A 24201-nucleotide genomic window follows, 5' to 3' on the forward strand; every position below is an offset into this window, starting at 1 on the left:
GATGACCGTGTATCAAATGACTACAGTGTTATACAGACCGAACTGACTAAACTGAATTTATTTCGTGAGGAACTGACCCATGGAATTTATTTTAGAACATCAGGTTTACATAGATCAGCGTTTTATTCGCCCAATATTGAGCATGGGATGCGTTCTAAGCATTGTATGGTTGGCTGGTTGTACCACGACATCAACAATATCCTCCGTTGAACGTGAACGCTATTTAGCCTCATTTATTGGTCAATCGAGCCAAACGATTCAAGCAGAACTTAATCTCAGCAAACTCGGCTATCAAAGAACCTCTCCCGTAGAGGTCAGTTCAGACTACCTTCGTTATCGTGTTACACGCCCGATCAGTATTCCTTTACCGATGGCGGAAAATCCTGCGATGCGCATGGGCAGCGGCGCTGCTGTGCCGATTCCCAGTGGAAATACACGCTATGAGGTTGAATTAAACTGCCTTATTCAATTTCGCATAAAGCATAATATTGCAACTGATGTCCGATTAACTGGTCGCACCTGTTAGCGCATCAATTCTAGGATTGATAATTTCTAGGCACAAAAAAACGCAGCATAAACGCTGCGTTTTTTGATTCGCCATTAGTTCAATGCAGAAACTACAGCTTGACCCATTTCAACAGTACCGACTTGAGTACTGCCTTCTGACATGATGTCACCTGTACGTAAACCTTGATCTAAGACATTACCTACTGCATCTTCAATCGCTTTTGCCGCCGCTTCTTCACGGAAGGTATAACGTAGCATCATAGCAACAGACAGAATTGTAGCTAATGGGTTCGCAATGTTTTGACCTGCGATGTCTGGCGCTGAACCGTGGCAAGGCTCATACATACCTTTACCATTTTCATCTAAAGAAGCCGATGGCAACATGCCGATAGAACCGGTTAACATCGCCGCTTCATCAGACAAGATATCGCCGAACAAGTTACCAGTCACGATCACATCAAACTGTTTTGGCGCACGGACCAATTGCATGGCAGCATTGTCAACATACATATGAGACAAGTTAATTTCAGGATACTGCTCTTCTTTTAACGCAGTTACAGTTTGTTTCCAAAGCTCAGTCACTTCTAGTACGTTGGCTTTATCCACTGAACATACCTTACCACCACGTAAGTTCGCCATTTCAAAAGCAACTTTGGCAATACGCTTGATTTCAGATTCAGCATATACGTCAGTATTGAAACCTTGTTTTTCGCCGTTTTCGAGTTCACGAATACCACGTGGTTGACCGAAATAGATCCCGCCAGTTAACTCACGTACGATCAAAATATCCAAACCTGCTACGATTTCAGGTTTTAAGCTCGACGCATCTGCAAGCTGCGGATAAAGAATTGCTGGACGTAAATTGGCAAATAAATTTAATTCTGAACGAATTTTTAATAGGCCACGTTCTGGACGAATTGAACGCTCAATGGTATCCCACTTAGGACCACCCACTGCACCCAATAAAATCGCATCAGCAGTCTTCGCTTGTGCTGCTGTTACATCTGGATAAGGTGAACCGTGCGCATCGATCGCTGCACCACCTAAAAGACCTTGTTCCCAAGTCAAACCTAAGTTGAATTTCTCGTTTACACGTGTCAGCACTTGTTCAGCCGCTTTCACGATTTCAGGACCAATACCATCACCTGGTAAAATCAAAATATGTTTTGACATGAGTCTTTCCATTTATACGCTGGCTTGATTACCAGTCAGATTTAAAGTTTCTTTTCTACAAACTCACCAAGTCCTGTGAGGACATTGTACGGTCGGCAGAAACGTCGAATCGTTTTTGCACCTTGCTTTAAGTCTACACAGAGCGGATCAGGCGCAGATTTATCCAGTAAACTGCCTCTGTTTTTTGAACGCTCACGGTACATTTTAAAGGTGTACTCGTGTTTGGACCTAAAGTTGTGAATGACATGCAAGCGCTCTGCTTTTTCCTGAGAAATTGGATAATAGCGAATCACGACTTCATGCTGACCTGAAGGTACGGACAAATACAAAGGATTAGGCTCAGACAATGAACGACCATTCAACCGTACAATGCCTGCTTTAATCGCAGCACGTTGTACATGTTGATTATTTGGATCAACCACTTGTATTTGATCAAAACGCTCAAATTCACAGTGCGCTGTACCTGCACAGTAAATCAAAGCATTATTGTTTGTACTTTCAGTTTCTTTCACATTTTTAATGCGTGCCGTGTCAAAGCTTTGACAGGCAGAGAGCGTTGCAAACAGCGCTCCCGTTACAACCAGCTGACCGAAGAACTTTTTCATTTTTCGAACCCAACCTGATAAATTCTGGCTAACGTATAAATTTTGTTTCGCCTGATATTAACAAGACTTAAGCCGACTGACTACTAAGAAGTTCTACAGTGACACTGACTTAAGCTTTAATTTCTGCAAATACCCAAGGGCGAGATGCTTTGGTTTTTTCTTCATAAGCACGGATATCATCGGCTGCTTGTAAAGTTAAACCGATATCATCCAAGCCATTCAATAGGCAGTGTTTACGAAATGGATCGACTTCAAATGTAAATGCTTCACCACTCGGTGTACGTACTTCTTGCGCAGCCAAATCAATGGTTAATTGATAGCCTTCAGATGCAGCACATTCTTTAAATAACTGATCGACGATCTCTTCAGACAAGATCACTGGCAACATGCCATTTTTAAAGCTGTTATTAAAAAAAATGTCCGCATAGCTTGGTGCAATGACAGTACGGAAACCATATTCTTCTAATGCCCAAGGCGCATGCTCACGGCTCGAACCACAACCAAAGTTTGCACGAGAGATCAAAATCGACGCACCTTGATAACGTGGTTTGTTCAATTCGAAATCTGGGTTAATTGGACGTTTTGAAATGTCTTGACCTAAATAGCCTTCATCCAAATAGCGCAACTCATCAAATAAGTTGGCACCAAAGCCTGTACGCTTAATAGATTTCAAAAACTGTTTTGGAATAATTAAATCTGTATCTACATTGGCACGGTCTAATGGTGCAACGATACCTTGTTCAACGGTATATTTTTTCATGTTAATTTCTCACTGAATCCGTGACCTCTCCCTAACCCTCTCCTAAAAGGAGAGGGAACTCCTTCTCCCTTAGGGAGAAGGTTGGGATGAGGGCTTAAACTAGAATGTACGCACATCCACAAAGTGACCTGCAATAGCCGCAGCTGCTGCCATTGCTGGACTTACCAAATGCGTGCGACCACCATTACCTTGACGACCTTCAAAGTTACGGTTAGAAGTCGAAGCACAATGCTCACCCGGTTGCAATTTGTCGGCATTCATTGCCAAACACATTGAGCAACCCGGCTCACGCCATTCAAAGCCTGCTTCAATTAAGATTTTATCTAAGCCTTCTGCTTCTGCTTGTGCTTTGACTAAACCTGAACCCGGTACCACCATGGCTTGCTTAATCGATGCCGCCACTTTTTTACCTTTGACCACTTCAGCCGCTGCACGAATATCTTCGATGCGTGAGTTGGTACATGAACCAATAAATACACGGTCTAATTGAATATCAGCCAATGCCTGACCCGCTTCTAAGCCCATGTAGTTGTATGCACGTGTCCAGTCATTACGCTGTACGTCATCTTTAGCTTGTTCTAAAGTTGGCACTGCTTGAGATACAGGAATCACCATCTCAGGAGAAGTCCCCCAAGACACTTGTGGCTCAATCTCTTCACCTTGCAACACCACAACAGTATCAAAATGCGCGCCTTCATCAGACACTAAAGTCTTCCAATATTCTACTGCAGCATCCCACTGTTCGCCCTTCGGTGCATATGGACGGTCTTTTACATAGGCAATGGTTTTGTCATCGACAGCCACCATACCCACGCGCGCGCCACCTTCGATCGCCATGTTACACACCGTCATACGACCTTCGATCGACATATCACGGAATACTTGACCACCAAACTCAATTGCGTGACCTGTACCACCTGCCGTACCGATTTTACCGATAATTGCTAAAACCACGTCTTTAGGAGTTACGCCTTGACCCAAGTGACCGTCAACACGCACCAACATGTTCTTCATTTTCTTTTGAACTAAGCATTGAGTCGCCAACACATGTTCAACTTCAGATGTGCCGATACCATGAGCCAAGCAACCAAATGCACCATGCGTTGCAGTATGTGAGTCACCACACACCACGGTCATACCCGGCAACGTTAAACCTTGTTCAGGCCCAACTACATGTGCAATACCTTGACGCACATCATTGATGTCAAACTGGGCAACATTAAAAGTTTTACAGTTGTCATCTAAAGTTTGCACTTGGATACGTGAGGTATCATCTTCAATACCCGCAATACCTTCAGCACGCTCCTTAGTAGAAGTAGGTACGTTATGGTCTGGCGTTGCCACGTTTGCGCTTAAACGCCATGGTTTACGACCTGCAAGTTGTAGACCTTCAAAAGCTTGTGGAGAAGTCACTTCATGCAATAAATGACGATCGATATACAATAATGAAGAGCCATCATCTCGTTGTTTTACTAGATGGTCATCCCACAATTTGTCATACAAGGTTTTTTTTGTTTGGGTTTCCGCTTTTTGGGTTTCGCCTGCCATGTCGATTTGCTCCACTGGACTGGGTAAATTCTTTCGTTAAATCGATTATAACCACGTATTCACATAAATCTAATTTATCATTTTTATTAGTTTAAAAACTTATTGGAATGATATTTAACTGCTGATTTCCGCTGCATTTTAAAGACCATTAATGCGTTTAAAACACGCTCACTTCAATACTTTCAGCAGATGAAACTTTAGAATTTTCTCCGACTTTTTGATCGCTTTCTGCCATTTTTAAACAGTGATTTAGAAATTCAATGATCATAAATTGAATTTTCTCTTTTACATTGCAAATAAGAATCATTATTATTAACTCATTGCCAAGATTTATCAATTTAACAAGGAGCATTCTCATGGCACACATTAACAAGTTCGTCGAAAATAATCAGCGCATGTTCAAAAAAACCTTGAGCTATTACATCATGCATATCACGGTTGCGATGTTGGTTGGTTATTACGTGACAGGCAGTATTGCAATGGCCATTACATTAAGTTTACTTGAACCAACTGTTCAAGCGGTTGCCTTTTTCTTCCATGAAAAAGTCTGGGAAAAGAAAGATAAAGCTGTAGAGGAAAATATCCCCGCTTAATCCAATCCTGCTCCTTGTAAAAAACCACCATAACGGTGGTTTTTTTAATGACCTTAAAACGTTCTTTTACTCTATCCACTTTAACTTTCTATTCATTTCATCCTATAGATTCAATTGTAGACAGAACATCAAAGCTTGGTTTTTTGCTGTAAGGCCAGCTGATCATGCGCCTCAACCAATTGTTCTATCGCAAGAATCAGTTTGTTTTTTGCCGCATTACACTCCGCTGCTGCACGGTTTTCGTCGTCTTCATCATCTGCGATTTCATATATCGCACAGCGCTTTTCGACTGTCCCTTCAAAAATATCCAATAAATTTTTAATGTGTTTAATATCCATCGCCTTCTCCCTGTGAGGTACAACATTGCTAATCGATGCAGCCATGACTGTACCTGTTGCTATAATTATTCACTGAAAAGTATGTTCCCCAAGCCATCAAAACTTGAGTTCATTTTTTTGTTTTAGTTCAATACTGAATTAAAAAGAAACGTCATCGCTCCTCTTTAATTCAAACGGTTGAATTACTTTCCAGCCCTGTATTTTTTATATTATGCATAACTCTGGTTTCGGTTTAAAAAATAACTTTGTAACAGCGCATTTGAGCTGAAAATGTCACAGCCCAATCTTAAATCATGCAGTGACCAAGTACTCAAATAACACTATTGAACCCTGAAAATCCCCTCAGATTTAAAGCGTCATCTGGCTTGAACGCCTAGTTTTAAATCAAAAGATACAACTTTTCCTTTGATTTATTCTTAAAATATTATAACAATGAGACTACGCATAAAAATTCTTTATAGGAATGAAGATGAATCTCGCAGCCTTTGAAGCCTTTGTAAAAGTCATGGAAACTGGTTCGATCTCTTTGGCAGCAGATCAGCTCTTCATTACGCAACCTGCTGTGACCAAGCGTATTCACAGTTTAGAAGAATACTTCGGTGTCAAACTTTTTGAATCCGCGGGTCGTGGTGTTCAAGCGACGCATGCGGCAAACTCTCTCTTGCCAAAAGTAAAAAGCTGGCTGAATGAATTGGGTGATATTCACCATACGCTCAGCCATGAGCAAGGTCAGGTTCAAGGTAAACTGAAAATTGGTACCAGCCATCATATCGGCTTACACCATTTACCGGCGCATTTGCGTCAATATGTACAACAGTTTCCAGAAGTGACCTTAGATGTACACTTTGTTGATTCTGAACAAGCCCATGAGCAAGTTTTAGCTGGCGACTTAGAGTTGGCTTTTTTGACTTTACCGCCACAAGGTGACAGCCGTTTAAAATACATCACGACATGGAATGATCCATTGGTATTCGTGGTTGCGCCTTTCCATCCTTTGGCGCAAGTTGAACATTTAACCTTAGAAGATTTGATCCAATACCCAAGTCTTTTACCTGCGGCGCAAACCTATACCAGTCAAATTACTTTGGCTGAGTTTGAAAAGTATGGCCTGAAGCCCAAAGTCACCATGAGCAATAACTCACTTGAGTCGATTCGCATGTTGGTTTCAATTGGTCTCGGTTGGTCAGTCCTTCCTAAAACATTATTGAACCAAGATTTAAAACAACTGAATTTACCTTCAAACATGAATCGTCAATTGGGCATGGTATGGCACCCAGGCCGTACTCAGTCACTTGCTGCACAAAAGCTGGTTGAATTGATGAAACACATCTAATTCATTTTTTTGCCTACAAAATTCAATTATTAATCAAGCCACCGCTATGGTGGCTTTTTATATTCATCTGTTTAAGCATCTAGAAAAAGCGAATGATTTGATTAGCCAAGTGTTGAACAGTCCTTGTTGAATAGTCATCATATACAATGCAGTGACCTTCAAATCTGCCATCAATATTTGTAGCTTGGCTCAAGGTCAGCAATAGATGCTCTTACTTATTGTGAAAGTTCAACCTCTTTTCACTGATGTTATACAGTAACATCAGAAGTGCAATTTGATTCAAATATAAGAACGATACGCGGCAAGGTCATCCGCAAGTGTTTGAGATAGGACTACTTCTCATCAAAAATGTTTTTGCGATACTTTGAATAATTAGACGGTAGTAAACGAGTTTTGCGGATGACAATGGTTTTGGGTACTTTTGCCGAAACAAAAGTACCTCCAGCCGAAGGCCAATCAATTTATTCAATTCCTAGATGTAAGACTTCGTTGAATAGACTTAAAAATCATTTTAAAAACACGAAATAACTTTTACGTACGTAATATCAGTTTTTCAGTAAAAATGGGATCGCCTATTTCAGCCGATCCCATTAAAAAAACCAAGGAAGACCCGTCAGTTTTACTTCGTCAACGAATCTTCATGTAATGATTCATTCAATTGATCGACAATAATCGCCCATTCACCATCTGACTTAATTTTTTCGGCCAAGAACTGACGCTGAGCATCTGTCCAATAGTCTGCTTCGGTAATTTTAGTTTGGGCACTGAGTTGATGCGTCACGATAAATAAAGCAATCGCGTCTTCACTCGAATCTAAACCCAGTTGTTCAAATAGATGAGTCATGCGTGGACGTACACTCATTGTCATTCTCCGTGTTAAAACTTATTGTTTATGGATACAAAATTATTCTGTTTTAAGGATATAACACGGAACGGACACGCACTCAATTACAGAATTCTACAGCGGTGAAAATTGAATAAAAGGCAAACTGAGCATAATCATCACGACAGATTGAATAAATACCAACAACAAAGGCAGTCCCCAGTTTACTCCGCCTTCTTCAGCAAACACCTGCTCACTATATTTCGGCTGCTGCATATAGGCTTTGGTCTTTTGCACAGCAAAATCGCTATAAAGCCGCTTTCCGATCCCAGCGAGTATGACGTTAGGAATCAATGACAGCCCCATCAAGACTTGTTCAGGCACACCGATGATGAGCGCCAACATGCTAATCAAAAAACCAACCGCAAAGAATAAGAAGAAATAGCGATACATCTTCCGATAGAGTAACCAATAGGGCCCAAAAATTAGCCCAGCCCAACTCAGGCTACTGTGCTGCCCACCTTGTTGTTCCATGAACTTTAAATAAGAATGAGCACGTGGCCCTATAAAGATTTGAATTAAATGTTTAAAAGAAGTTTCTGTCTGCATATGGAGCGATAGTTCAAATAAGTGAGCCGAAGTTTAATCAAAATGAGACCGAATAAAAAAGCATCTAATGATGCTTTTTTATGTTTATCTTTAGGCTTGAATTGACCAGTCTTGTATGTCCCAACCTTGTTCTTTTGCTAGGACTTCTAAACGGTCATCAGGGTTGATTGCAAAGGCATGATCGGCATATTCCAACAGGAAACGGTCATTAATCGAATCTGAATAGGCCCAAGACTCAGTCACATCACGACCTTCTAGCCATTGATTCAAACGGACTAATTTGCCCTTTTGATAGCACGGAGTATTGATCACTTTACCCGTATATTTACCATCCACAACTTCGGCATTGGTCGCAATAATTTCAGTAATACCAAATTCACGAAAAATCGGTGCAGTAATAAAATCAGACGTTGCGGTGATCCCGACCAATTGATGCCCTGCATCTTGATGGCGCTGAATGGCAGCAAAGCCCTCTGGACGCATTTGCGCACGAATAACTTTTTTCATAAACAACTGATGTAACTCAGTTAAGTAGGCATTATCATGTTGGGTTAAAAACTCAAATACAAATTCGTTATAGGCAATCGGGTCAAGCTGGCCTTTTTTATAATCATCATAAAATTTGTCATTCATGGCACGATGACGAATTGGATCAACCAAGCCTTCATTGACCAAAAACTCCCCCCAAGAATGGTCTGAGTCGGTATTTAATAAGGTGTGATCAAGGTCAAACAGTGCCAATTTCATGAAAATACTCGTAAAAGCTGAAATTTAAGAAAAAAATTGTAAATCTATCTCCGCTAGTCGATAGAAATTCGTTAAGATCATAACAATTTTAACATTTTTACACTTTGCTTTTTCGAGATGGACACAGAAATAAACGTCCCCGTGAGCAAAGTCATAAATTACACAATATTTAGGTAGCCAAATGATCGATTCAGAAGGTTTCCGACCCAACGTCGGGATCATTTTGGCAAACGACATTGGACAAGTTTTATGGGCAAAGCGCATTGGTCACAATGCCTGGCAATTTCCACAAGGAGGTATCCAACATGGAGAAACCCCCGAACAGGCACTTTACCGTGAGCTGAGAGAAGAAGTTGGCTTACTGCCCGAACACGTCCAGGTGATAGCACAAACCCAAGGGTGGTTGCGCTATCGTTTGCCACATCGGTATATACGTACGGATTCAGACCCCGTTTGTATTGGTCAAAAGCAAAAGTGGTTTTTATTGAAACTGACAGCTTCAGCACAGCATATTCAGCTGGATTTGTCAGATCCACCTGAGTTTGATCAATGGCAATGGGTCAGCTACTGGTACCCATTGGGACAAGTGGTGAATTTTAAACGCGATGTATATCGTAAAGCCATGGTGGAACTTTGCAGTCAGCTTCCACAAAAGCCGTAAAAATTTGCTGAATGGATGCAGATTTTTAGGATGAGTGTTGTTATAAATAAAGCAGAATAAATTTTGGAGCAGACACGATGTCGAACATGCAGCTGGATACATTAAGACGCATAGTCCAAGAGATTAATGCGTCAGCCAGTTTGCATGAATCTTTAGACATAATGGTCAATCAAGTGGCAGAAGCCATGCATGTGGATGTCTGCTCAATCTACTTGCTTGATGAACGAAACCATCGTTATTTACTGATGGCTTCTAAGGGTTTAAACCCTGAAGCCGTTGGGCATGTCTCTTTGCATACCAGTGAAGGTTTGGTCGGCTTAGTTGGACAACGTGAAGAAATCGTCAACTTAGACAATGCTCCCAAACACGAACGCTTTATGTATCTGCCAGAAACCGGGGAAGAAATTTACAATTCCTTCCTCGGTGTTCCGGTAATGTATCGCCGTAAAGTTATGGGTGTCTTGGTGGTTCAAAACAAAGAACCTCAAGACTTTAGCGAAGCTGCCGAATCCTTCCTCGTGACCCTATGCGCTCAACTTTCAGGGGTGATTGCCCATGCACATGCCGTCGGCAATATCGAAGTCTTTCGTAAGCCGAATAATCTGCCAGCGTACAAAACCTTCCAAGGCATTTCAGGTTCAGGCGGTATTGCCCTAGGTCGGGCAGTTATCCTATATCCACCTGCTGACTTGGCGTCAGTCCCTGATCGTGAAGCCGATGACATTAGTGAGGAACTCGAATTACTCGACAATGCCATAGACGCAGTTCGCCAAGAAATTCAGTCGCTTGATGAAAAAATGCAAGATGCCCTCATGGCTGAAGAACGGGCATTATTTAGCGTGTTCTTACGGATGCTCGATGCCAATGCCCTCCCCGCGGAAATCAAAAGTGAAATTCGCGACGGTAACTGGGCACAAGGTGCTGTTCGCATTGTCATTGATAAACACATTGCGCTCTTTGCACAAATGGAAGATGACTATCTCCGTGAACGTGTTTCAGATTTAAAAGATCTAGGGCGTCGTATCTTGGCCTTTTTGCAAGAAGCAGATGCTAGTCACCGTGAAATCACCGATGAAAGTATTTTAATTGGTGAGGAAATTTCTACAGCTGCTTTGGTTGAACTCCCAGTCGATAAAATCGCAGCGATTGTGACCACTGAAGGTGCCATGAACTCACACATGGTGATTGTAGCGCGTGCTCTCGGCATTCCTACTGTAGTCGGCGTGACTGAACTGCCGATTAACACCCTCGATGATGTTGAAATGATCGTCGATGCACATCAAGGTCGTGTATTCATCAATCCCCCTCGTCGTTTACGCACACGTTATAAAGAAATTCAAAAAGAAGAAGAGCAAATTGCCAAAGACCTAAAACAATACGAAACCAAAGATGCCATCACCCCAGATGGTGTTGCAGTTCGATTGTTTGTAAATACCGGCTTGATGATCGATGTGGTTCGCGGTGTACAACGTGGTGCCAAAGGTGTCGGCCTATATCGTTCTGAAATTCCATTTATGCTGCGTGATCGCTTCCCAGGTGAAGAAGAACAACGGGCGATTTACCGTCAACAGCTCAGTCATTTTGCCAATAAACCAGTGGTGATGCGTACCCTCGATATTGGTGCAGATAAAGACCTGCCTTATTTCTCGATTGAAGAAGAAAACTCTGCACTGGGTTGGCGTGGGATTCGCTTTACCCTTGATCATCCTGAGATTTTTTCAGCCCAAATTCGTGCAATGCTCAAAGCCAGTATTGGCCTGAACAACTTGCATATTTTGCTGCCGATGGTGACCAGTGTCAGCGAAGTCGAAGAAGCGTTGTATTTGCTCGATCGTGACTGGCAAGCGGTGCAAGAAGAAGAACAGGTGAAAATTACTAAACCCAAAATCGGCATCATGGTCGAAGTGCCGAGTGTGCTATTACAGATCGATGAATTTGCTGAATTGGTTGACTTCTTCTCAGTGGGATCAAACGATTTAACCCAATATTTACTTGCGGTTGACCGTAATAACCCACGTGTTGCCAATGTCTATTCACACTCACACCCAGCCGTCCTTCGTGCGCTGACTCGTTTGGTGCAAGAATGTCATAAATACGACAAGCCGATTAGTATTTGTGGGGAAATGGCTGGTGATCCACTCACCGCTATTTTATTGATGGCAATGGGCTTTAATACCCTATCGATGAGTTCGAGTAATATCCTGAAAGTTCGTAAAGCCATCTGCCATGTGCCGATGCCAGATGCAAAAGAGCTCTTGGATCGTGCCTTAAGCATGAATAATCCACTGATGGTGAAAAGCTTAATGGAGTATTACTTTAAGACTCATGGTCTAGGTGATATGGTGAAATCAGCGACACGAATAGTCAGTTAAATTATAAAAATACAGACCAATAAAAAGGGAGATAATCATTCGAATATCCCCCTTTTTTGTGCTTTGCATAGCCACGTTTTGCATTTTTCTTTCGATCTACAAAAGTTTGGCTTTTGTTAAAATCATTCATGTGTTTTGCCACGAAGTTGCGAACTTCAACTTCTGGCAGGACTTTTTTCTTTGCCATTTGCATTCACCTTTTGCCTATACAGCACCTTCGTGCTGTAGTGCATATATTGGTCTATTTTTAGATTTTTTCAAGCACTTTCCTATGGCTTTTTGATACAGCGTCGTTAGTCCCATGTCCATAAAAAATTGTTTTCCCACATTATTCCCGTCTCCAAAACCCTCTCCCATTAAGAGAGGGAAATACATTGTATTTAACTTGCGAAAGCCCGTTCCAACAAACGCTCTACATCGACCATTTTGGCATCCAACATCCCCACCACTTGCCCGTGTTTAGCGCTATAACGGCTTTGAATAAAACCATTTGCTACATAATCAGGCGCATAGCGTTTCAATAACACCGCTTGTGCAAGTACCGTTAAACGACTGACCAAACTGCGCCCCATAAATTGTAAATCTTCAGGCGATTGATGGAACAACCTGAACAAGTCCTGCAATTCTGTTTGCAAGCTTTCATCTGTACTTACTGTACTGGCCAAATCTTTAAACAGCACCTCAATAGATTCAGGATCACGCCCAATCGCGCGCAGCACATCTAGGCACATAACATTGCCTGAACCTTCCCAAATGGTATTCACAGGTGCTTCTTTAAAAATGCGCGCCATGATGCCGTTATCGACATAGCCATTACCACCAAAGACTTCCATCATCTCACCAGTTAGTTCGACTGCACGTTTACAAATCCAAAACTTAGCTGCTGGGGTCATAATGCGTTTCCATGCCACAGACAAGGCATCATCTGATTCATAGCACTGCGCCAAATGGAAACTGAGCTGCGTCGCTGCTTCACTCTCTAAAGCCAAATCTGCCAAAACTGCACGCATTAAGGGTTGTTCAATCAAATGTTTACCAAAAGCCTGACGCTGACGGGTATAGGCAATGCATTGCACCAAAGCTTGACGCAGCATGGCGCTCGAACCGACCGAACAGGTCAGACGGGTGTAATTCGCCATTTCAATAATGGTTGGAATGCCACGCCCTGCCTCACCAATCATAATGCCCCACGCATTTTTGAATTCGACTTCCGAGCTTGAATTACTGCGGTTACCGACTTTTTCTTTTAGGCGTTGCACCTGAATATTATTCTTCGTGCCATCTTCCAACCAACGTGGCACAAAGAAACAAGCCAAGCCATCTTGTTCGGTTTTTGCCACCACCAAATGCGCATCACACATTGGTGCAGAGAAAAACCATTTATGCCCTGTCAGCAAATAAGCTTTGCCTCGTCCTGTTTCTGCCATAGGCACAGCTATAGTTTCATTAGCACGTACATCTGAACCGCCCTGCTTTTCAGTCATGCCCATACCGAGCCAAATCGACTTTTTCTGCGCAATCGGTACATCGCGTTCATCATATTCAGTCGATAGTAGTTTCTCTCCAATTTTGGCCCACAGTTCAGGTTCACGCTGAATGAGTGGAATACTGCCGAGTGTCATTGAATTTGGACATAAATTGCCGCACTCGACCTGACCTGCTAAATAAAAACGTGCTGCCCATTCCACCCATTTTGCCTTGGAATTTGGCTGATTAAATGGATGTGCATGGGTATCAAACTGGCGGTTGAGTCCCATCCATTTATGCCATGAAGGATGAAACTCGATAAAGTCAGTACGGCGGCCTCGCGCATCGAAGGCATGTAAAATTGGGGTATGTTTGTTGGCTAAAGCCCCATGCTGAAAGTATTCACTCGAACCTGCCACTTTGCCCATTTCGCATAAAGTCGGCTGATCATGGCTGCTGCAGCGTTTTAAGATTTCATGTAAAACCGTATCGCTTGAAAATAGATTGTAGTTTTCTAGTTCATCAAATTGGTTGCTGATTTGATGCGTCATCCATGGCTGTTCTAATGTATTCATCGTCTATATTTTCCACTTGTTCTTGTTGGCTTTTCATTTCAGTATAGAGAAAATTTAAAGCATAGACGTTCGGTTTTCAGCGCTTAACAATATGAAGAATTCAGCCATTCAGATACGGCGTAAGCCTCGTCAATCACGTGCAAAGCTCACCCAAGAAGCCTTACAGGAAAGTTTTGTTCGGCTTTTGCATGAGCGCCCTGCCGACAAAATTACCATTCGTGAAATTACCGACCTTGCAGGCGTTGGCTTAGGGACATTTTATGAATATTTTTCTAAGAAGGAAGATTTGATTGCGCTAACCATTCATTTGCATGTGAAACACAATGCCGAACAGATGAAAACTTATGCACAATCGCTGATCAAGTTATCCACAGATTTGGATTTTCAAGAGTATTTACAGCAAATCATCCACTTTCAAATTGAGCAAATTCAAGCGCAGCAGTTTTTATGGTCCCAGGTGTTTTTATTGGAACGGCGGATTTCAGATATTGAAAGTTACCGTAAAAGTTATGTCATGATGGTGCAAATGTGGCAACACATGCTTAAGCCTTTTATAAATAACGAGGAAAAGCTCAAGCCAATGGCTTTAAATATACAAAGAGTGTGTTATGGCTTTGTGTCGCAAAGCTTGTTGATCGTACCCAACTTTACTGAATGGGATGAATTAAAGCGAGATATAATTCATATGTTGCGCGATTAGACTTCGCGGACAAGTCTAATGACGTTTCAAATGCATCGGTGAATAAAATAAAGTCATGTTATTTACAAAAAAACCGGCTCTTAAACCAGTTATTTTAGATATTTAGGAAATTCATTTTTACGGTAGAAGAAAATCATTCATCACTTGGTTCATCCTTCAATAAAAGTGCTTTAGAAGTTAAGCTTTTATTGCCAGCTTACTTATCTCATTTATACGCCTTTGCAATGCTGGCCAGTTGTAAGCTCTTTAAAAATTCAGCCGTATATTTTGGACTATGGCCTAATGCACCCCGAGGATAGCCATTTGGGATCGCCTGATAACTACTGGCAATTTTTTATTTGCACATTTTCTCGTAATAACTTTGAGTACCAAGGTGATCAACAAATGGTCTGCGGCGCCTTAAACAAACATCAGTGTTACGGTTAGGGTCATATATTCAATCGACTGCCGTTTTAAATAGCTTAGGGATGGCCTTAAGTCTGAATTTTTTAAAAGATTGGCTGAGGTGCTTGTTTTAACTCAGTTTGTAGTTCTGACAAACAGCGTTTACGGGCCTGATTTAATAAAGACCGCATATCTGGACTAACCAGTTGATTTACATTGATCGATGGATCTGCTGCGGCTGCTCCCAACAACACGATTGGGAAAAATGCCGCTACATTGGTATCTGGATTTGGATTGGTTTCTACGTATTCAGCAATACATTCATATTGATAACCACCCGGTGCCAAGGGTATTGCAGCTTTAAGATTCAATTCAAGCGCATCTTTTTGTCCCTGAGCTGCAACCGCAATCACAGCTGCACCACCTTGACTATGCCCCATCACCATCCAGTCTTTATTAAATTGCCACGGCTTCCAAGAATGCAGTGCATGTACAGAATCCACCACATTATAAACTTAACTGACTACATTCATATGAGGGTGCAGTTTTGGCTTACCCAGTCCTTATAATCTGTTGCAACCACTACATAGCCATGCCTCAAACAACTGTCGATTGCATCATCTATGACTAGTTGCAAACTATATACAGGCCCATTGTATAATCACTTGAAGGAGCACTTGTATCAGCCACACAGTCGTGCCATGTGCTCATGCCAATACGTTCCAGTCTTGTTTAAGTGCTTATCCTTTTGGGCGTAAAATATATCCCGAGATCAAAATGGGTTCGCCATTACCCCCCAACTACGATATGCAATCATGTAAGGTTACCTTGTATGTTGATATGATGTAGGAATCGATTCACGCTGGAGTGACAACACCTGACCTGACAACAATAAAGATAGGTGTGCCAACTAGCATCACCCCATAAAAATTTATTTACAATTTTCTAAAACAACTTAGACCACTTGCCAATATTTCTTCAGCTATATTTTTAGCTTATTTTAAGTATTAAATAATGTCTTTAATGTTGAAAAACTCTCCAATATTAATAGCTCAAAAATGTCTTTCATTAACTAGAATCAGCTAAGAAAACCTATATTAAGGCCAAAATCCATAATAAAAATATGGATTTAATTAGTTCGTCCTCTTCTACCTATCATAGCAACATATTTGAGTTTAATTCATGGATAAAATATTAAAACAAAATATATAAATAAATAATATAAATTCAATAACTTAATCAATCGAATTAACCATTTATACAAAACTATTTTTCCATTTGTCAAAAGCCACAGAAAGCTTTAGAGTCAATAAGTATATAAAGATTTTTAAGCTTTTAACGGCTACAGTTTTATGACTTATCTTCGATTGATTGCTGCTTGAAAAATTTTAGAATGAGAGAAAAACTGTTGTCACATTGTCACTTTAAAATGAATTAACAAAACGGTTAATGTCATGTGCTGTTGAGCGTGTTATCAATTTAAAGGTTATAACTCCCAACTTTAATACATGATTATAATAATGGAGATACTCAATGAGCGACGACGTTAAAAAATGTCCTGTCACCCACCTAACAACTGATGCTGGTGCTCCTGTTGTAGATAATCAGAACAGTATGACGGCAGGTGCACGTGGTCCTTTGCTTGCCCAAGACCTATGGCTTAATGAAAAACTCGGTAATTTCGTTCGTGAAGTAATTCCAGAGCGTCGTATGCATGCCAAAGGTTCTGGTGCTTTCGGTACGTTTACCGTGACCAACGATATTACCCAATATACCCGCGCTAAAATTTTCTCAGAAGTTGGTAAAAAAACTGAACTTTTTGCTCGTTTCTCTACCGTAGCGGGTGAGCGTGGTGCTGCAGATGCAGAACGCGATATTCGTGGTTTTGCCCTTAAATTCTATACTGAAGAAGGTAACTGGGATTTAGTTGGTAATAACACCCCTGTCTTCTTCCTACGTGATGCTCGTAAATTCCCTGACTTAAATAAAGCAGTGAAACGCGATCCTAAAACCAATAAGCGTAGTGCAACTAATAACTGGGATTTTTGGACTTTACTACCTGAAGCTCTACACCAAGTTACTATTGTGATGTCTGACCGCGGTATTCCAGATGGTTACCGTCATATGCATGGTTTTGGTAGCCATACTTTCAGTTTTATTAATGCCAATAATGAACGCTTCTGGGTTAAATTCCACATGCGCACTCAACAAGGCATTAAAAACTTAACCGATGCTGAAGCTGAAGCGATTATTGCCAAAGACCGTGAAAGCTCACAAACCGATCTGTTCAATGCAATTGAACGCGGCGATTTTCCAAAATGGAAAATGTACGTTCAAATCATGCCTGAACTTGATGCAGAAAAAGTACCTTATCACCCATTTGATTTAACCAAAGTATGGCCTAAAGGCGACTATCCGTTGATTGAAGTGGGTGAATTCGAACTCAACCGTAACCCTGAAAACTATTTCCAAGATGTTGAACAAGCCGCTTTTGCACCAAGTAACTTGGTGCCGGGCATTAGTTTTTCACCTGACCGTATGCTGCAAGCGCGTTTATTCAACTATGCTGATGCTGCACGTTATCGCGTGGGTGTAAACCATTACCAAATTCCTGTAAATGCACCACGTTGCCCTGTTCATTCCAACCGTCGTGATGGTCAAGGCCGTATGGATGGTAACTATGGTGCAACACCGCATTATGAACCAAACAGCTTCAGCCAATGGCAAGAGCAACCACAATACAAAGAACCACCATTGAAAATTACTGGTGATGCTGACTTGTGGGATTATCGTGAAGATGACAGCGACTATTTCAGTCAACCACGTGCATTATTCAACTTAATGAATGATGAACAAAAACAAGCATTGTTTAATAACACTGCTGGCGCAATGGGCGATGCACTCGACTTCATTAAATACCGTCATATCCGTAACTGTTACGCATGTGATCCAGCTTATGGTGAAGGTGTTGCAAAAGCATTAGGCTTAACTGTAGCGGATGCGCAAGCTGCTCGTGCAACTGATCCAGCTCAAGGTAATCCAGGCTTGCTTTAAGTTTTATCTTTGAATAAAAAAACCACCTTTTAAGGTGGTTTTTTCTTGGCATTAAATATTCCAATTACCTTCTATTAATCCTTAAACAATCAATTTTTTGCCTTCATGCATGGTTAAAAATGGATTCATTAACTTTGATGTTTTTCGCATTGCATGATGTAAGTCATGTTCAGGTTGGTCTCTAGCTTCATCAGTCAACTGGAAAGTCCGATAATGCATTGCCAATGAACATTTTGACTGTAAATCTTTATGCGCCTGAAAAGCTTCTTCGGGATTCATGTGCAAATATTTCATTAAACGACGTGGCTCATAAGCTCCAATCGGTAATAACGCTACTCGGGGTGCACCTAAGCGTGTATGGATTTGTTTGAAATGTGCGGCATAACCCGTATCTCCAGCAAAGAAGAAATGTCCTGTACTATGCACGATGGAAAAACCTCCCCATAAGGCATGATTTTGATCTCGCCAACCACGACCTGAACCATGCTGTGCAGGCGTATAAACGATACGCAAATCTTCAAACATTTCCGATTGCCACCAATCAAGTTCAATGACATTGAAATGTGTGGGTAAATAATAAGCATTGCCTAAACCAGTATAAATCGGCATAGCGAATTGTTCATGTAACCAATTCAAGGTTGCTAAATCCATATGATCATAATGATTATGGCTTAGTAAAACCCCATGAATTGTAGGTAATTCTTCTAAGGCAATTCCTGCAGGACAAGCACGTCGTGGTCCAGTCCCTTGACGTGGGCCTGCATACTCCGCCCATACAGGATCGGTCAAAAAATTATATGGCCCAATTTGAATCAAGACCGTCGCATGTCCGACAAACCAAACCAACCAATCATCCATTTTAGCCAATGGCCGATTGTGTGGAATGCTACGCGAAGAAGCAAAAAACTGTTGGTATTCTTGCTCACGATCTACTTTCCATGTATCGCTTTTACGCGTCATGATCCATTTCAGCATATCTTTACGCGTAAACGCATCTGGATTTTGAAGGGTATTAAAGAATTTTTCCCCATTAAAATGGTCAGTTGCCAGATAATCAAATACAGGCTTCGTCCACGTATGTTTCATACAGCTTTTAGTACTGATTTGAAACTGTGCTGATTGAGTTTTTTGATTCATGTGTATTTAAAATTCATTCACTATGCTGACAAACCTTGCAAAGTATTTAACCTCGCAGACCTATTGATCAAGACGACCTTTCATGCGCTCAAGCCAAACCTTCCGAGATTGAGGCTTGACAAAGAGTGCCACAATTTCAGGATGAAGCTGTTTAATTTGTGCTTCAATTCTGTTGACACAAGCTTCTATATCATCTGACGTTAAATTATCTTTAAACTCAAGACTCAAAGATGCCAAAACTTGATGTGCACCCATCTGCTCTGTTAACACCCCATTGGCAGAATGCACTGCTGAATCTTGCTCTGCAACCATCAAGACATTATGCCTCAATTGTGGGTCAGCAGTTTCTCCCATGAGCAATCCTTTAGTCTCACGTGCAAGTAAAATTGCTGAAATAGCGAGTACAACCCCAATTAGAATTGATGCCAGACCATCAAGCATTGGCATATTCAGCGCGTGTGATAAATAGATACCGATCAGGGCAATAAACAGACCAATCAGCGCTGCTGAATCTTCAAATAACACGGTAAATGTCGTCGGATCTTTACTGCGTCGAAATGCTTCAAAATAGCCCTGTTTCCCTTTGATTTTACGAAATGCTTTCAATGCCACAAACCAAGAGGTCCCTTCACACAAAATCGCAATACCTAATACGATATAGTTAATCATCGGATTTTGCATTTCTTCGGGGTGATAAATATGACTAATCCCTTGATAAATCGACACGATCGCACCCAAAGCAAAGACCATCAACGCCACAATAAAAGCCCAAAAATACAGCTCTCTCCCATAGCCAAACGGATGGCGTGCATTTGCTGGCTGCTGCGATTTTTTCATACCGTAGAGCAGTAAGATTTCATTTAAAGTATCAACCACAGAGTGAATAGCTTCACTCAACATGGCCGAACTATTCGTGATATAGGCAGCGACAAACTTCACCAGTGCAATCGCTAAATTGCCGAAGAGCGCTGCATATACCACGATTTTGTTAGATTCAGACATTTAAAATTGTCCTAAATTTATTTTTATCAAACAGATCTATTTGATTTTATAGCTCATTCCATAGTACTCAAACTGACTGTAGCTGTTGTTTGTTATTTTGTTGTTTTTACACCAACTGTCGATTGTTTCGACAATGCCATCATGTTCAATGTGAAACACGCTCTTTAGCGCAAAGGTATAGAAAAAAAAGGAAGCCGCAGCTTCCTTATAATTCTGTAGATGTACACGGTTCAACGTACTTTATTAAAATATTGCTCGCGCCACTCTTTCCAAAAGTACATCACAATACCAAACATCACGACCACGATTCCAACAAAGGCATTGGAGCTAATATGTTCACTGTTCAACGTCGCTCCCAAAACCAATGCTATGACAGGTGTCATCACATTACTGAGTGACACCGTTGATGCCGCCAAACGTTTGATCAGCCAGAAGTAACACAGCATTGCCACAATAGATGACATGATCATGGTAAAGACAAAACCTATCATGGCACGGCCACTTGGCAATTCGGTTGGAAAATGCTGCCAAATAAATGGAATGATGAGTACCGAACCCAAGGCAGAAACAATCAGAGAACCTGTTGCCTGAGACATCGGTTTTAACGGTGCGTTAATCTGTTTCACCCAAAAAATCGAACTGATATATGACACCATACTGATTAGCATCAGTACAACGCCAATTGGATTGACTTTGCTATCAGCAGAATCTGCAAAGACAAAAGTTAGACCACCCACTGCAACCGCCATGCCCAACCACTGCAAAGCGACCAATTTATGTGTTTTTAAAATTACATGGCCAATCAAACCGGCAATTAAGGGTGAAAAACCAAAAATCAGTGCCATTAAACCAGAGGTGAGATAATTGGCTGCCAGATAAATAAATAACTGTGCGCCAATCAAATTCAAACTCCCTGCCACATAACTTTTTAATGAGGTTTCATCAAACGGCAAAGGATCACGCATCAATTTCAACAAAAACAGCGCAATAATAGATGCACCGAAGTAACGGATAATCAACACCCACATCGGATGTATTTCCTGTACACTCCACACAATCGCGAGCGGCGTCGTCGCCCAAATCAGTACCAAAAGAGCATATATACTTGCCGTCAGCGGCAGTGAAGATTTCATTTCATTCTCAAATTTGATTGTTCTAACGACTTAACCTGAAACCCACTATTCAGATCTGGAACTACTCGTAAGACCAGTAACTAATAAAGTTTAAGACCAATTATTGCTCTCCACTTTATCAACTAAATTGGAGGCGGTATGAATGCCACCGATCGTTTGGGGTATATGGACTTCTCCTCAAACGATCAATAATCTCCCCTAGCCCCTCTTTAAAAAAGAGGGTAACCATCCAAAAGAAATCCATTCTTCACAAAGACTACTCCCTCCTTTGAAAAAGGAGGGCTGGGGAGGATTAAAACCGTTGAATAGATCTACATAAGCTAAAACTATATACATGGACTACAAAATAGCTTTATAAGTGCGATGCTAAAACTAAAGACATAAAAAAAACAGACCTACGTTACCGCAAGTCTGCTCATCTTAGACATTCAGCTTACTTTACAAGTTTACGTAAATCTTGGCTTAAATCTAAATATTTATCCGCTTCAAACGCTGCATTCTTGCTAATCAATTTTTTCAAATGACGCATCTCTTTTGCAGCATTCACCGTAATACCACCAACAATGACACCGTCAGTTACACCAAACAATACAAATGAAGACTCAGCCGCCAATTCAGGATTAACTTCGCCACGTGCAATCCATTCGCTTGCAGCCATATCACCCACAAATTGATAGTTGATATTCAATTGATCTGTCCAGAACCACGCTGGATTTGGGGTTGGATGTTCAACACCCATTACATGACGAGCAAAGATACCTGCTTGAAGATTGGCATTTTCCCAAGTTTCGACACGACGGTGGTTACCACAGTCACGAAGCTGAGTCGCAACATCACCCGCTGCATAAATATCTGGATGTGAAGTTTGGCAGTTATCATTCACTTTAATAGCAAAATCAACGTCTAAACCTGCATCAACCGCAAGTTGAGCATTTGGCACAATGCCAATACCATAGATCACTGCATCGGCACGAAGTTCTTCACCGCCTTCAAGCGTGATCACCACTTCTTCACCATCAAGCTTACAGTCAGCAATAGAAGTCGAAAGACGAACATCTACACCTGCAAGACGTTGTTGAGCCAATAAGAATTCGCTCAATACGCGTGGAGATGAACGCCCCATCACCATTGGACCCATTTCAATCACGGTCACGATACAGTCTTTAGAACGTGCTGAAGATGCAAGCTCAAGACCAATCACACCACCGCCGATCAATACAATACGGCGACCCGCTTGTAATACAGGCACCAATGCTTGTGAATCTTCAAGGTTACGTAAGGTATAAACGTGTTTACCCAAAGCATCGAAATTCGGTAAACGGCGTGCTGCACCACCGGTTGCTAGAAGCAACTTGTCAAATGCAACAATTTCGCCATTTTTCAGTTCAACTGTTTTCGCATCGCTATGGATTTTCACAACGCCATTGCCACGAATATGTTCAACACCGAGTTCTGCCAATTTTTCTTCTGACAGAATTTCGATTTTGGTCTCTTCAGGTTTTAGAATTACGTCTTTAGACAAAGGCGGACGTTCATAAGGAAGATGTGTTTCATCACCCACCAAAATGATTTTGCCTTCATACTTGTTCGCACGGAGTTCTAAAATGGCGCTAGCACCAGCTTGACCAGCTCCAACAATAACGATGGTTTCGATACCATTTTGGCTCATGGGTTTGTTCCTTATTTCAATTCTGCAGATACGATGCCGAAGCCCGCAATCCACTCACTAATATCTTCGTAGCAATGTGTTGTCATGTCGTATTCGCCCACTTCATGTAGTGCAGCAAAAGCAGCCATCCAAGAACGAACTTCTTGACCGCCACGACCGCCTTCAACACGAATTTCAGCTTCAGTCATCGCTTCAATGGCAGCAAAGTCAGCTTTGGCGAAAGTATCAAGCAATGCACGATCCCATTCTGGGTTTAAAGGCACTGCGACAGAAGTATCACCCGCTGCGAGTTTTTGACCGACAGCAATGATTTTGCCTTGACGTGTATTACGTGCCTCTTCAGTTGGATTACGACCTGCAATCAGGAACTCTTCCACTTCTGGTGGAACTGAACCCATTTGCGGCGTTGGTGGATCATGAGACAAACCACCTGTACCCAAAACAAGTACACGTTCATTCTCTAAGTTCAATGATTTAATGAACTGACCGACTGCACGACCCAAAGCGACTGTACGCTTGGTTGTTGGCATCGGTGCAGCTGCACCATTGATAAAAATTGGAATCGTTGGATAACGATCAAGCTTGCCACCACAAAGGAAATGTAATGGTTGAGTCACACCGTGGTCTGCCTGCATACGATAAGAGTATGCAACATCGACACCTTCATCCAATACGCGACGAACCAGACTAATTGCTGTTTCTTCAGGCACATTAATGTGGTCATTGTCTTTACCATAATCCCAATCACCTGCTGCTTTGGCACGAATACCGACGCAGAAAGATGGCATGAGGTCATAGAAGAAACCATTGAAATGGTCTGGACCAAAAGTAATGATCAATGTTGGATTATAGTCTTCAACTTCTTTAGCGAGTTTGGCAAAAGTTTCGCGAACTTTTTCCTCTTTGTATTTCTCTTGCGGAGAAGCGAATTCCATTAGGGGACTGTGCGATGCACAAATAAGTTTAACGGCCATGGGTGACTCCTAAACGGAAGGCAGCCAAGACGGCTGC

General features: G+C 41.6%; 23 protein-coding genes. 7 read left to right on the forward strand and 16 right to left on the reverse strand.

Translation table 11 applies throughout. The features are described 5' to 3' along the window. The first annotated feature begins 79 nt into the window (after window positions 1-79). The gene (locus FTV50_RS11410; RefSeq protein WP_257223912.1) at window positions 80-526 is read left to right on the forward strand and encodes a hypothetical protein; all 447 of its coding nucleotides are present in this window, start codon (window positions 80-82) and stop codon (window positions 524-526) included. A gap of 74 nt (window positions 527-600) precedes the next feature. On the opposite strand, the gene leuB is transcribed toward FTV50_RS11410, so the two are convergent. From leuB to leuC, 4 genes are all read right to left on the reverse strand, one after another. Continuing rightward, window positions 601-1680, reverse strand: a complete 1080-nt coding sequence (gene leuB, locus FTV50_RS11415) for a 3-isopropylmalate dehydrogenase (RefSeq protein WP_078189719.1) — start codon at window positions 1678-1680, stop codon at window positions 601-603. A 41-nt stretch (window positions 1681-1721) separates the two neighbouring features. Then, window positions 1722-2285, reverse strand: coding sequence for a hypothetical protein (locus FTV50_RS11420; RefSeq protein ID WP_180024475.1), 564 nt, complete (start codon window positions 2283-2285; stop codon window positions 1722-1724). Between the two features lie 109 nt (window positions 2286-2394). After that, window positions 2395-3045 (reverse strand): 3-isopropylmalate dehydratase small subunit, encoded by a 651-nt coding sequence (gene leuD / locus FTV50_RS11425; protein WP_078189721.1) that lies wholly within the window; start codon window positions 3043-3045, stop codon window positions 2395-2397. 99 nt (window positions 3046-3144) lie between these two features. Continuing rightward, a complete protein-coding gene (gene leuC / locus FTV50_RS11430; protein WP_180024476.1) occupies window positions 3145-4593 on the reverse strand; it encodes a 3-isopropylmalate dehydratase large subunit in 1449 nt (482 codons plus the stop codon). Between the two features lie 356 nt (window positions 4594-4949). Here leuC and FTV50_RS11435 point away from each other — a divergent pair, with 356 nt between their 5' ends. Then, window positions 4950-5186, forward strand: a complete 237-nt coding sequence (locus tag FTV50_RS11435; RefSeq protein WP_111884090.1) for a DUF2061 domain-containing protein — start codon at window positions 4950-4952, stop codon at window positions 5184-5186. Between the two features lie 128 nt (window positions 5187-5314). Here FTV50_RS11435 and FTV50_RS11440 read toward each other — a convergent pair whose 3' ends face one another. After that, complete coding sequence (locus tag FTV50_RS11440; RefSeq protein WP_180024477.1) at window positions 5315-5524, reverse strand: hypothetical protein; 210 nt, start codon at window positions 5522-5524, stop codon at window positions 5315-5317. Window positions 5525-5993: 469 nt separating this feature from the next. On the opposite strand from FTV50_RS11440, the gene FTV50_RS11445 reads away from it, so the two are divergent. Continuing rightward, window positions 5994-6857, forward strand: coding sequence for a LysR family transcriptional regulator (locus tag FTV50_RS11445; RefSeq protein ID WP_078189725.1), 864 nt, complete (start codon window positions 5994-5996; stop codon window positions 6855-6857). A gap of 619 nt (window positions 6858-7476) precedes the next feature. On the opposite strand, the gene FTV50_RS11450 is transcribed toward FTV50_RS11445, so the two are convergent. The 3 genes from FTV50_RS11450 to FTV50_RS11460 form a co-directional block, all read right to left on the reverse strand. Beyond that, a complete protein-coding gene (locus tag FTV50_RS11450; protein ID WP_078189726.1) occupies window positions 7477-7719 on the reverse strand; it encodes a DUF2789 family protein in 243 nt (80 codons plus the stop codon). 96 nt (window positions 7720-7815) lie between these two features. Further along, a complete protein-coding gene (locus FTV50_RS11455) occupies window positions 7816-8289 on the reverse strand; it encodes a DUF2628 domain-containing protein (protein ID WP_180024478.1) in 474 nt (157 codons plus the stop codon). Between the two features lie 90 nt (window positions 8290-8379). Next, window positions 8380-9036 (reverse strand): HAD family phosphatase, encoded by a 657-nt coding sequence (locus tag FTV50_RS11460; protein ID WP_111884093.1) that lies wholly within the window; start codon window positions 9034-9036, stop codon window positions 8380-8382. Between the two features lie 181 nt (window positions 9037-9217). On the opposite strand from FTV50_RS11460, the gene FTV50_RS11465 reads away from it, so the two are divergent. Together FTV50_RS11465 and ptsP are read left to right on the forward strand one after the other, a co-directional pair. Then, window positions 9218-9697: an RNA pyrophosphohydrolase gene (locus tag FTV50_RS11465; RefSeq protein WP_180024479.1), complete on the forward strand. Its 480-nt coding sequence runs from the start codon at window positions 9218-9220 to the stop codon at window positions 9695-9697. Window positions 9698-9774: 77 nt separating this feature from the next. After that, on the forward strand, window positions 9775-12069 hold the full coding sequence (ptsP, locus tag FTV50_RS11470) for a phosphoenolpyruvate--protein phosphotransferase (protein WP_180024480.1): 2295 nt from the start codon (window positions 9775-9777) through the stop codon (window positions 12067-12069). A gap of 1 nt (window position 12070) precedes the next feature. Here the strand turns inward: ptsP and FTV50_RS11475 are convergent, their stop codons facing one another. Then, a complete protein-coding gene (locus tag FTV50_RS11475) occupies window positions 12071-12256 on the reverse strand; it encodes a hypothetical protein (RefSeq protein ID WP_180024481.1) in 186 nt (61 codons plus the stop codon). Window positions 12257-12449: 193 nt separating this feature from the next. Beyond that, entirely contained in the window at window positions 12450-14111 is a 1662-nt protein-coding gene (locus FTV50_RS11480) for an acyl-CoA dehydrogenase family protein (protein WP_180024482.1), read from the reverse strand. Window positions 14112-14202: 91 nt separating this feature from the next. Here FTV50_RS11480 and FTV50_RS11485 point away from each other — a divergent pair, with 91 nt between their 5' ends. Then, window positions 14203-14811 (forward strand): TetR/AcrR family transcriptional regulator, encoded by a 609-nt coding sequence (locus tag FTV50_RS11485; protein ID WP_180024483.1) that lies wholly within the window; start codon window positions 14203-14205, stop codon window positions 14809-14811. 488 nt (window positions 14812-15299) lie between these two features. Here FTV50_RS11485 and FTV50_RS16860 read toward each other — a convergent pair whose 3' ends face one another. Beyond that, window positions 15300-15701, reverse strand: coding sequence for a hypothetical protein (locus FTV50_RS16860; protein WP_180024484.1), 402 nt, complete (start codon window positions 15699-15701; stop codon window positions 15300-15302). A gap of 1027 nt (window positions 15702-16728) precedes the next feature. Here FTV50_RS16860 and FTV50_RS11495 point away from each other — a divergent pair. Continuing rightward, a complete protein-coding gene (locus FTV50_RS11495; RefSeq protein WP_111884100.1) occupies window positions 16729-18249 on the forward strand; it encodes a catalase in 1521 nt (506 codons plus the stop codon). Between the two features lie 81 nt (window positions 18250-18330). On the opposite strand, the gene FTV50_RS11500 is transcribed toward FTV50_RS11495, so the two are convergent. From FTV50_RS11500 to FTV50_RS11520, 5 genes are all read right to left on the reverse strand, one after another. Further along, entirely contained in the window at window positions 18331-19386 is a 1056-nt protein-coding gene (locus FTV50_RS11500) for an MBL fold metallo-hydrolase (protein ID WP_180024485.1), read from the reverse strand. Between the two features lie 60 nt (window positions 19387-19446). After that, complete coding sequence (locus FTV50_RS11505) at window positions 19447-20388, reverse strand: cation diffusion facilitator family transporter (protein ID WP_180024486.1); 942 nt, start codon at window positions 20386-20388, stop codon at window positions 19447-19449. A 230-nt stretch (window positions 20389-20618) separates the two neighbouring features. Beyond that, a complete protein-coding gene (locus FTV50_RS11510) occupies window positions 20619-21521 on the reverse strand; it encodes a DMT family transporter (RefSeq protein ID WP_180021141.1) in 903 nt (300 codons plus the stop codon). Between the two features lie 433 nt (window positions 21522-21954). Next, complete coding sequence (gene hcaD / locus FTV50_RS11515; protein ID WP_180024487.1) at window positions 21955-23190, reverse strand: 3-phenylpropionate/cinnamic acid dioxygenase ferredoxin--NAD(+) reductase subunit; 1236 nt, start codon at window positions 23188-23190, stop codon at window positions 21955-21957. A gap of 11 nt (window positions 23191-23201) precedes the next feature. Continuing rightward, complete coding sequence (locus FTV50_RS11520) at window positions 23202-24164, reverse strand: 3-carboxyethylcatechol 2,3-dioxygenase (protein ID WP_180007135.1); 963 nt, start codon at window positions 24162-24164, stop codon at window positions 23202-23204. Between the last annotated feature and the right edge of the window lie 37 nt (window positions 24165-24201).

The sequence above is a fragment of the Acinetobacter sp. YH1901134 genome (assembly GCF_013416965.1).
GTDB classification, from domain to species: Bacteria; Pseudomonadota; Gammaproteobacteria; order Pseudomonadales; family Moraxellaceae; genus Acinetobacter; species Acinetobacter amyesii.